Annotated in this window: 12 protein-coding genes; 7 read left to right on the forward strand and 5 right to left on the reverse strand. The window is 72.0% G+C overall.

Translation table 11 applies throughout. From position 1 onward, the window contains the following. The first annotated feature begins 180 nt into the window (after positions 1-180). The 5 genes from NON19_RS22390 to NON19_RS22410 all read left to right on the forward strand — a co-directional run bounded on the left by NON19_RS22390 (position 181) and on the right by NON19_RS22410 (position 4,452). A complete protein-coding gene (locus NON19_RS22390; RefSeq protein WP_255930678.1) occupies positions 181-1,125 on the forward strand; it encodes an ABC transporter ATP-binding protein in 945 nt (314 codons plus the stop codon). Continuing rightward, entirely contained in the window at positions 1,122-1,937 is an 816-nt protein-coding gene (locus NON19_RS22395; protein WP_255930679.1) for an ABC transporter permease, read from the forward strand. Before NON19_RS22390 ends, NON19_RS22395 begins: the two co-directional genes overlap by 4 nt. Beyond that, positions 1,934-3,166, forward strand: a complete 1,233-nt coding sequence (locus NON19_RS22400; RefSeq protein WP_255930680.1) for a sensor histidine kinase — start codon at positions 1,934-1,936, stop codon at positions 3,164-3,166. Before NON19_RS22395 ends, NON19_RS22400 begins: the two co-directional genes overlap by 4 nt. Further along, the gene (locus NON19_RS22405) at positions 3,163-3,822 is read left to right on the forward strand and encodes a response regulator (protein ID WP_255930681.1); all 660 of its coding nucleotides are present in this window, start codon (positions 3,163-3,165) and stop codon (positions 3,820-3,822) included. The genes NON19_RS22400 and NON19_RS22405 overlap by 4 nt, the downstream gene beginning before the upstream one ends. Before the next feature lie 111 nt (positions 3,823-3,933). Beyond that, complete coding sequence (locus tag NON19_RS22410; protein ID WP_255930683.1) at positions 3,934-4,452, forward strand: DUF6227 family protein; 519 nt, start codon at positions 3,934-3,936, stop codon at positions 4,450-4,452. Between the two features lies 1 nt (position 4,453). Here the strand turns inward: NON19_RS22410 and NON19_RS22415 are convergent, their stop codons facing one another. Next, positions 4,454-5,074 carry a DedA family protein gene (locus tag NON19_RS22415; protein ID WP_255930684.1) on the reverse strand — a complete coding sequence of 207 codons (621 nt, stop codon included), beginning with the start codon at positions 5,072-5,074 and terminating at the stop codon, positions 4,454-4,456. A 165-nt stretch (positions 5,075-5,239) separates the two neighbouring features. Continuing rightward, positions 5,240-5,674: a DoxX family protein gene (locus NON19_RS22420; RefSeq protein ID WP_255930685.1), complete on the reverse strand. Its 435-nt coding sequence runs from the start codon at positions 5,672-5,674 to the stop codon at positions 5,240-5,242. Between the two features lie 120 nt (positions 5,675-5,794). Here NON19_RS22420 and NON19_RS22425 point away from each other — a divergent pair, with 120 nt between their 5' ends. Both NON19_RS22425 and NON19_RS22430 read left to right on the forward strand, forming a co-directional pair. Further along, complete coding sequence (locus NON19_RS22425) at positions 5,795-6,577, forward strand: ABC transporter permease (protein WP_255930686.1); 783 nt, start codon at positions 5,795-5,797, stop codon at positions 6,575-6,577. 221 nt (positions 6,578-6,798) lie between these two features. Beyond that, complete coding sequence (locus NON19_RS22430) at positions 6,799-7,383, forward strand: TMEM165/GDT1 family protein (RefSeq protein WP_255930687.1); 585 nt, start codon at positions 6,799-6,801, stop codon at positions 7,381-7,383. Between the two features lie 61 nt (positions 7,384-7,444). On the opposite strand, the gene NON19_RS22435 is transcribed toward NON19_RS22430, so the two are convergent. From NON19_RS22435 to NON19_RS22445, 3 genes are all read right to left on the reverse strand, one after another. Then, the gene (locus NON19_RS22435) at positions 7,445-8,101 is read right to left on the reverse strand and encodes an HAD-IA family hydrolase (RefSeq protein ID WP_255930688.1); all 657 of its coding nucleotides are present in this window, start codon (positions 8,099-8,101) and stop codon (positions 7,445-7,447) included. Between the two features lie 250 nt (positions 8,102-8,351). Then, positions 8,352-8,576, reverse strand: a complete 225-nt coding sequence (locus NON19_RS22440) for a hypothetical protein (protein WP_255930689.1) — start codon at positions 8,574-8,576, stop codon at positions 8,352-8,354. 39 nt (positions 8,577-8,615) lie between these two features. Continuing rightward, positions 8,616-9,178 (reverse strand): hypothetical protein (locus tag NON19_RS22445; protein WP_255930690.1); only part of this gene is annotated, 563 nt, incomplete at its 5' end.

Raw genomic sequence — 9,178 nt, forward strand, 5'->3', positions numbered from 1 at the left:
GAGACCGACCGCGCTCACGCGGGCCCGCGTACACCGCCGGTCGTACGCACGTCAGTCCCGGGGCGCATATCGGCCGACGTGAGGTTCCGTCCCGCGGGGATCGTGCCGCTTGGCGGAGCCGCCTAGCGTGGGGACGCCGCCGGACCCGTCCGGGGCGGCGCACGCCGACGAGGAAGCAGCATGATCGAAGCCACCGCACTCACCAAACGCTACGGGCCCAAGACCGCCGTCGCGGATCTCAGCTTCCAGGTCAAGCCCGGCGTGGTCACCGGCTTCCTCGGGCCGAACGGCGCCGGGAAGTCCACCACGATGCGGATGCTGCTCGGCCTCGACACCCCCACCTCCGGCACCGCGCGGGTCAACGGCAAGAGCTACGCCGACCACGCGGCGCCGCTGCACGAGGTGGGCGCCATGCTGGAGGCTCGCGCGATCCACACCGGGCGCACCGCCTTCAACCACCTGCTGGCCCTCGCCGCCACCACCGGCATCCCGCGCTCGCGGGTGGACGAGGTGATCGAACTGGTCGGGCTCGCCGACGTGGCCCGCAAGCGCGCGGGCGGCTTCTCGCTGGGCATGGGACAGCGCCTCGGCATCGCCAGCGCCCTGCTCGGTGACCCGGCGACGGTGATCCTGGACGAGCCGGTCAACGGTTTGGACCCCGAGGGTATTCTCTGGATCCGCAACCTGCTGAAGGGTCTCGCGGCCGAGGGCCGTACGGTGTTCGTCTCCTCCCACCTGATGAGCGAGATGGCGCTCACCGCCGAGCACCTGATCATCGTCGGCCGCGGTCGGCTGATCGCCGACACCTCGGTGGAGGAGTTCACCCGGCAGGCGTCCACCAACACCGTGCGGGTCCGCACCCCCGACGCCGAGCGGCTGCGCGAGCGGCTGGCCGGGCCCGACGTGACGATCACCAGTGAGGAGGCCGGTGTGCTGACGGTCTCCGGGCTGAGCAGTGAGCAGATCGGCACCCTCGCCGCCGAGCACCAGGTGGTGCTGTACGAACTGGCCACCCAGCAGGCCTCGCTGGAAGAGGCGTTCATGGAACTGACCAAGGACGCGGTGGAGTACCAGGCGGTCCCCTCCGCCACCCGCACGCACGTGACCGAAGGAACCGCAGCATGACTTCCGCGACCATCTCCACTCCCGTGCGCAGCGGGAAGGTCACTCAGGGCCGGGTCCTGAACTCGGAGTGGATCAAGTTCCGTTCGCTGCGCTCCACCTACCTCACCCTGCTGATCGCGGTCGCCGCCATGGTCGGCATCGCGCTGCTGGCCTGCTGGGCCGCAGCCAACCGCTGGCAGCACCTGCCGATGGCGGAGCGGGCCAGCTTCGACGCCGCCGGGCGCAGCATCGACGGCTATGTCTTCGCCCAGCTCGCCATCGGCGTGCTCGGTGTGCTGGTCATCACCGGCGAGTACTCGACCGGCATGATCCGCGCCACGCTGTCCGCGGTGCCCCGGCGGCTGCCGGTGCTGTGGGCGAAGATGGCGGTGTTCGGCGGGGTGACCCTGGTGCTGGCCTCCATCGCCTCGCTGCTGTCCTTCTTCGCCGGCCAGTCGATGCTCGCCTCCCAGCACATCCAGACCACGCTGTCGGCGCCCGGTGTGCCCCGGGTGGTCTTCGGTACGGCGATCTACCTCACCCTGGTCGGGCTTTTCGGCGTCGCCATGGGCGCGGTGACCCGGTCCACGCCGGGCGGCATCGCCAGCGTCTTCGGCATGCTGTTCGTGCTGCCGCTGATCCTGCACGCGCTGCCGTCCTCCTGGGTCGACGACATCGGCCCGTACCTGCCCAGCAACGCCGGGCAGGCGCTGACCGTGCTGCACGCCGAACCCCATCAGCTCGCGCCGTGGACCGGCGCCGGGCTGTTCGCCGGGTACGTGGCCGTGACCGTGGTGATCGCGGCCGTGCAGCTCAAGCGGCGGGATGCGTGACGAGGTACGACCACGTCGAGGGCCCCGGGGCGGAGTCGCCGCTCTGGGGCTCCGGCCTGCGGGCACTCGCTGACCGCCACCCGCTGATGGCGGACGCGGTGTCGGCGCTGGCGCTGGCCGTGGTTTCCACCGCGCCCGCGCATCTGGTCTTCGGCCGCCATCCGGTGCTGCTGTGCTACCAGCTCGGGCTGGTGCTTCCCCTGGTGTGGCGGCGCCGGGCGCCGTCCGCGGTCTTCGCGGTGGTCGCCGCGGTCGCCTTCGCGCAGTGGCTGTTCGCCGGACAGGCGCTGCCCGGCGATGTCGCGTTGCTGGCCGCCCTCTACACGGTGGCCGCGCACTGCCCGCGTCGCCGCACCCTGGTCGCCTTCACGGTGCTGGCGGCGGGCAACCTGCTGGCGGTCATCCGCTGGGCCGGGTCGGAACACGGCGTCAAGTCGTTCGTCGGGCTGTGCGGGCTGGCCCTGGCCGCCGGGACGATCGGCGCGAACATGCGCAACCGCCGTGCGTACCTGGCCGCGTTGGAGGACCGCGCGGCCCGGCTCGAGCGCGAACGTGACCAGCGGGCGCAGCTCGCGGTGGCGGGCGAACGGGCCCGGATCGCCCGCGAGATGCACGACATCGTCACCCACAGCCTGTCGGTCATGGTGGCGCTCGCCGACGGCGCCGCCTTCGCCGCCACCCGCGCGCCGCAGAAGGCCGCCGCCGCCATGGAACAGGTCTCCGGCACCGGACGGCAGGCGCTCACCGACATGCGGCGCTTCCTCGGCGTACTGCGCGCCGACGAACCCGACGCGCTGCGCCATCCGCAGCCCGGCATCGGTCAGCTCGACGGGCTGGCCGCGCAGGTCCGCGCGGTGGGACTGCCGGTGAGACTGCGGGTGGACGGCGATGTGGCCTCGGTACCGGCGGCGGCCCAACTGACCGTGTACCGGATCGTGCAGGAGGCGCTGACCAACACCCTCAAGCACGCCGCCGACGTCACCCGCGCCTCGGTCCGCGTAAGCTGCCCCGGCGACCGGGTGGAGGTCGACGTGCGGGACGACGGCCACCCCGTGCCGTCGTCCGGGCAGGGCGGGCACGGGATCCACGGGATGCGGGACCGGGTGGCCGCCTACGGTGGGCAGGTGGAGGCCGGGCCGCTGCCCGGTGGGGGCTGGCGGGTGGCCGCCTGCCTGAAGCTGGGGGACCCGGAACCGGTGAACGCGCAAGCCACGGAAGGGGAGTTGTGACGATCGGGGTGCTGCTCGTCGACGACCAGCCGTTGATGCGGGTCGCGTTCAACCTGGTGCTGGAGTCGCAGCCGGACCTGGCCGTGCTGGGCGAGGCCGGGGACGGCACGGAGGCGGTACGTCTGGCCCGGCAACTGCGGCCGGACGTGGTGCTGATGGACGTGCGGATGCCCGGCAAGGACGGCATCGAGGCCACCGAGGAGATCATCGCGGCCTGCCCGGACACCCGGGTGCTGATCCTGACCACCTTCGACCTGGACGAGTACGCCTTCGCCGGGTTGCGCGCGGGGGCCTCCGGTTTCCTGATCAAGAACGCGCTGCCCGAGGAGCTGTTGGCCGCGATCCGTACGGTCGCCGCCGGTGACGCGGTGGTCTCGCCCCGGGTGACCCGGCGGCTGCTGGAGACCTGCGCGCACCAACTGCCCACCCATGACGGGCCGGTGGACTCCCGGCTGGAGCGGCTGACCGCCCGGGAGCTGGAGATCCTCACCGAGGTGGCCAAGGGCAAGTCCAACGCGGAGATCGCCGCGGAGCTCCATCTGGCGGAGGCCACCGTGAAGACCCACCTCAGCCGTGTCCTGGTCAAGCTCGAACTGCGCGACCGGGTACAGGCGGTGGTCTTCGCGTATGAGACCCGGCTCATCAAGCCGTCCTGAACCACTTCCCCAAATTCCGACACGCACAGAAGTTGACCCGCTACATTCTGTGTGCGAAAAGTGTACGAAGCGCTCGGCGGGGAGTGGCGGAGCGAGGCGCGGGAGGGCCATATGGACAACACGCGATCGGGCGGCGACGCCGCGGGACCGCATGACGACGATCCAGCCTGCCATCTCGACCGGCTGCTGGCCCGGGCGCACAACGCGGCCGAGTTGGACCCCGCGCTGCTGCTGCGGCTGCGCGGCGCGCTGATGCACTGTGTGGACCTGCACTCGATGCGCTTCTCCAAGGGGCCGACCCGCACCCGCGGCCACCGCACGGTCAAACACGTCTTTCTGCTGCCCGACGGCGGCAGCGCGACGCTGTGGGAGGTCGAGGACGACACCGGCGTAGGCGGCGAGGTGGCGCGTGAGCTGTTCACCTGCCAAGAGGCGGTGGAGCGGCGGCTGCGGGAGCGGTTCGCCGACTCGGTCTTCCCCGAGTTCGACTTCGGCCAGGGGCGGTTGATCGCGGAGGTGCACTTCGATGTGCGCCGCGAAGGGCCGTACGGCGGTGCGGGGTTCGCCGAGGCGCGTCACGAGTACGCGCAGGACGACTTCCCGGATCCGATGGATCCGGGCGCGTGGTGAGCTACAACTCCACGGAGACCGGGGGCTGTTCGCGCTCCCGGCGGAAGACGTACGCGGCGACCGCGCCCGCGCCGAACAGGGCGATCAGCGAGACCGCGGTGGCCAGCCAGGTGGCGCCGAACCACTTGCCGCCCACATAGCCGAGGCCCACGCCGTAGGCCGCCCAGGCCAGACCGGCCAGCGCGGACCAGGGCAGGAACTCGGCCGGGCGGCGGTGCGCGGCGCCCGCGCCCAGGCTCACCACGGAGCGCCCGGCGGGCGCGAACCTGGCCAGCACCACCAGCGCGCCGCCGCCGTGCAGCAGCACCTGGCCCAGCCGCTCCTGCGCGGCGGCCAGCCGACGGGACCGCTCCAGGCGCCGGTCCAGCCAGCCGCCGCCGCGGTAGGCGAGCCGGTACGCCGCCAGGTCGCCCAGGCAGGACGCGGTGGACGCGCACAGCAGCAGTTCCACCACGTCCGCGAAGCCCTTGGCCCCGTTGGAGCTCGTGGTGCCCGCCGTGGCGGCCGATATCAGCAGCACCCCGCTGGGCAGCACCGGAAGGAAGACGTCGAGCAGCACGGAGAGCCCGACCAGCAGAAGGACCCATGGCGAGTCGACAAGTGAACCCACTCGATCGAACACCGTCGTTTCTCCTGGTCCGCACGCACTGTCAGGGCGGGCGGTCTGCGCGCCACAGCCGTACAGCGTACGCGCGGGGCCCCCTGCGTGATCGCGTGGGGCGGCGTGACGTTCTTCTCACAACGGACCCACAGCGACGAAGTGGCCGCCGTGGGTCCCTGAGCCCGATCAGGCGGCGGCGACCTCGGCGGTGCGGGTCCGCCGGGCGGTGAACAGCGACTCCAGCGCCCAGGCGCCCGGGCCGGTGAAGACGATCAGCAGGAACACCCAGGCGTACAGCGCGGCGGCCTCGCCGCCGTTCTGCAGCGGCCACAGCGCCACCTTGGCGTGCACGGTGAAGTACGCGTACGCCATCGAGCCGGAGCTGATCAGCGCCGCGACCCGGGTGCCCAGGCCCAGCGCCACCAGCGCGCCGCCGACGAGCTGGATCACCGCGGCGTACCAGTACGGCCAGACGCCGGTGGCCACCGTGCCGCCGTGCGTGCCCGCGGCGCCGCCCAGCACACCGAACAGGGAGGCGGCACCGTGGCTGGCGAACACCACACCGACCACGATCCGGAACAGCGCGAGGACATGGGGCTTGGCGGTCTCGATGAAGGGCATGGGTCGCTCCTCGGTCGGTGGGGGACGGAACCGAACAGCACCCGAGATTAGGTGACGCTAACTAAATTCTGCAAGTTTCAAGTATGTTGCCGGGCGCCCCCTCTGCCCTACCGTGGGCCGGTGCCCGCCGCCTCGTCCACCACCCTGCTCCCGGTGAACAACACACTGGCCGTGGTGCTGGCCGCACTGCTCATCGCGGCCACCACCGTGGCGTCCTACGCCCGCTTCAAGGACGACCGGGAGAACTATCCGCGCGCCATCGCCCTCGCCGGACTGCGCGCGGTGGTCCAGCTGGCCGCCGTCGCCCTGGTGATCGGCTGGGTGGTGCGCCATCTGCCCGCGCTGCTCGGCTTCGTCTTCGTGATGTACGCGGTCGCCGCCCGCACCGCCGGGCGCCGCATCACCCGTGACCGCACCTGGTGGTGGGCGGCCGTACCCGTGGCCGCGGGCGCGCTGCCGGTGGTCGCCCTGCTCGTCGTGGTCGGACTGGTACCGCTCAAGGGCGTGGCGCTCATCCCCGTCGCCGGAATTCTGATCGGCGGCGCGCTCACCGCCACCGTGCTGGCCGGGCAGCGGGCGCTGGACGAGCTGCGCACCCGGCACGGCGAGGTGGAGGCCGGGCTGGCGATCGGGCTGCCGGACCGGGAGGCACGGCTGGAGATAGCCCGCCCGGCCGCCGCGACGGCGCTTGTCCCCGGCCTGGACCAGACCAGGACCGTGGGCCTGGTCACATTGCCCGGCGCGTTCGTCGGGATGCTCATCGGCGGCGCGTCACCGCTGAAGGCGGGCGTGGTCCAGCTGTTCGTGCTGATCGCGCTGCTCGCCGTGCAGGCGGTGGCGGTGACCGTGGTGCTCGAACTGGTGGCCCGCGGCCTGCTCACCCGGGAGGGGAACGGCCGGTGACCGGTTAGGCTGGTCTCCAGCAGAAGGGGAGTAGCTCAACGCCGGACCGTCGACATACTGCCGAACCCACTGGGTTTCGGCCGGCGCCCGGAGGCGGGTACGTCGAGAACGTACCGCGCCAGCGAGACCTTCGGCCGCAGTGTCCGACGCTGCCGTGCCGAAGCGACCCCTCTCCCGAGGAAGCCCGGCGCGGCACATGAGCGCCCTAGGAGCCTCCACCCGTGTTCAGCCTCACCGTCGCCGCGATCGTGTTCGGCGTCATCTTCGTCGCCGAACTGCCCGACAAGACGGCGCTGGCCAGCCTGGTGCTCGGCACGCGCTTCCGGGCCAGCCATGTCTTCTGCGGCATCGCCGCCGCGTTCGCGGTTCATGTGGTGATCGCCATCGCCGCGGGCAGCCTGCTGACGCTGCTGCCGCACCGTTGGGTGCAGGGCGTGGTGGGCCTGCTGTTTCTGGGGGGCGCGGCCGTACTCCTCCGGCACAAGGACGAGGACGACGACGAGGCCGTCAACGCGCCGAAGAACCAGGGGTTTTGGCGGGTCGCGGGCAGCGGCTTCATGCTCATCCTGGTCGCCGAGTTCGGCGACCTCACCCAGATCATGACCGCCAACCTGGCCGCCCGCTACGGCAGTCCGCTCTCCGTGGGGGTCGGTGCGGTGCTGGCGCTGTGGGCGGTCGCCGGGATCGGCATCGTCGGTGGCCGGGCGCTGATGAAGCGGGTGCCGCTGCCGCTGATCACCAAGGTCGCGGCGGCGGTGATGGTGGTGATGGCCGGGTTCAGCTTCTACGAGGCGATCTCCGGCTGATGTGACGGAGGCGGCGGCACACGGACGGGTGTGCCGCCGCCGCTCGGCCGAGATGCGCCGCTCAGCCGATCCAGAGGGCGAAGCCGCCGTCCTCGGTGGGCTCCACCCGTATCTGGTCCAGGGTCTCGACGTGCGCGGTCGCGTTCAGCGCGGCGGCCCGCGGCCCCACGCCGACCACCCGCATTCCGGCGGCCAGGCCCGCGGTGACGCCCGCCTCGGAGTCCTCGAAGACCACGCAGTCCGCGGGCGCGAAGCCCAGTTCCGCGGCGCCCTTCAAGAAGCCCTCGGGGTCCGGCTTGCTGGCGCTCACGCACTCCGCGGTGATCCGCACCAGCGGCATCGGCAGTCCAGCGGCGGTCATCCTCGCCTCCGCCAGGGCCGCGTCGGCGGAGGTCACCAGGGCGTGCGGCAGGTCGCGGAGCGCGGACAGGAACGCCGGTGCGCCCTCGATCGGCACGATGCCCTCGGTGTCGGCGGTCTCCTGGGCCAGCATCCGGGCGTTGTCCGCGTGGTTCTCGGCCATCGGCCGGTCCGGCAGCAGTACGGCCATGGTCGCGTACCCCTGGCGGCCGTGTACGACCTTCAGCACCTCGACCGGGTCAAGTCCGTGCTGGTCCGCCCAGCGCCGCCAGCAACGCTCCACCACCGCATCGGAGTTGACCAGCGTGCCGTCCATGTCGAGCAGCGCGGCCTTGAACACACCGATCGTCGTGGGCATGTCGCACTCCTCGGCTCTGGCGGAACGGGACAAGCGGCCCCGCTCGAAGGTCAGGGGGATGCGAGCGGGGCCACTTTGTTCTCCTACGATACAAAAGATGGCCCGCGCCGCCAAACCTGCCGTCCGGCTCGCGCCGGGCGGTGCCGTGGCGAGAAAGGCAGTGGCCCCACTCGCCGGTCAGGGGAAACGAGTGGAGCCACTTTGTTTCTCAAAGATACAAAAGAGTGCCGGGTACTGCCAACAGCACCGGTCAGTGGGGTCGGTTGCCGTTGCGCCCCGGCTCGGTCAGCGTCAGCGCCGCCGCGGGCGGTGACGGCTTGGGGCGGCGCGGCTCCCGTACTCCGGCGGGCGGTGGGCCGCCAGGACCGTTGCGCAGTCCGGGCCTGGCCCGGCGGCGGGCCAGCAGCCGGGCCAGGAGGAGCAGTGGGAGCACCGGAAGGAAGAGCAGCAGCCAGGGGCTTCTGGATCGGGTCATACGCCCACGGTGTGCCCTCGACCGGCACTGGCGAAAGGGCTACGAGGCCGACTCGTCCACGTACTGCAACAGCCCGTACGTAAAGTGCGCGACGTGGCGGACGCCGGTTGCCGGATCGGTGAAGGCGAGCCGCCAGCGGGTGGGGGCGTCGCCCTCCAGCGGCTGGGCGGGCGGGAACGCCCGAGCCACCTCGTCGACCGTGCAGCACCACGGCGTGAGGTCGGCCCCGGTGCGCAGCTGCGGGGCCGGGGCGCCGGGCGCCCGCACCAGCCACTCGTTCCACACCCGGCCGCCCGGGGCCACCATCACCTCGTACCGCAGGTCGGGCCAGAGCGGCAGCGGCCACACCAGTGCGCGGCAGGTCAGATCGCCGATCCGCCGGTCCTCGGCGGCCTCGGGGCGACCGAGGACGGTGAGGTAGCGGCGCTCGCCGTGCGGGAAGGTCCGCGAGCGGATCATCGCCTGCCAGCGGCGGTGCGCCTCGCGCGCTTCGGCGCGCGATGAGTCGAGGGTGCGCAGGGCTTCTTCCACCAGTTGTGGCTGGTGGTCGGCCATGCGGCGGAGGAGGACGAGCTGGAACTGCTCGGGGCCGAAGCCTGGGA

The organism is Streptantibioticus rubrisoli (assembly GCF_024436055.1).
Taxonomy (GTDB): Bacteria; Actinomycetota; Actinomycetes; order Streptomycetales; family Streptomycetaceae; genus Streptantibioticus_A; species Streptantibioticus_A rubrisoli.

What these genes read in the sequence shown, in the direction of transcription:
- NON19_RS22390 (WP_255930678.1), top strand. Translation starts at nt 181, where the DNA reads ATGATCGAAGCCACCGCACTCACCAAACGCTACGGGCCCAAGACCGCC.
- NON19_RS22395 (WP_255930679.1), top strand. Translation starts at nt 1,122, where the DNA reads ATGACTTCCGCGACCATCTCCACTCCCGTGCGCAGCGGGAAGGTCACT.
- NON19_RS22410 (WP_255930683.1), top strand. Translation starts at nt 3,934, where the DNA reads ATGGACAACACGCGATCGGGCGGCGACGCCGCGGGACCGCATGACGAC.
- NON19_RS22420 (WP_255930685.1), bottom strand. Translation starts at nt 5,674, where the DNA reads ATGCCCTTCATCGAGACCGCCAAGCCCCATGTCCTCGCGCTGTTCCGG.
- NON19_RS22435 (WP_255930688.1), bottom strand. Translation starts at nt 8,101, where the DNA reads ATGCCCACGACGATCGGTGTGTTCAAGGCCGCGCTGCTCGACATGGAC.
- NON19_RS22440 (WP_255930689.1), bottom strand. Translation starts at nt 8,576, where the DNA reads ATGACCCGATCCAGAAGCCCCTGGCTGCTGCTCTTCCTTCCGGTGCTC.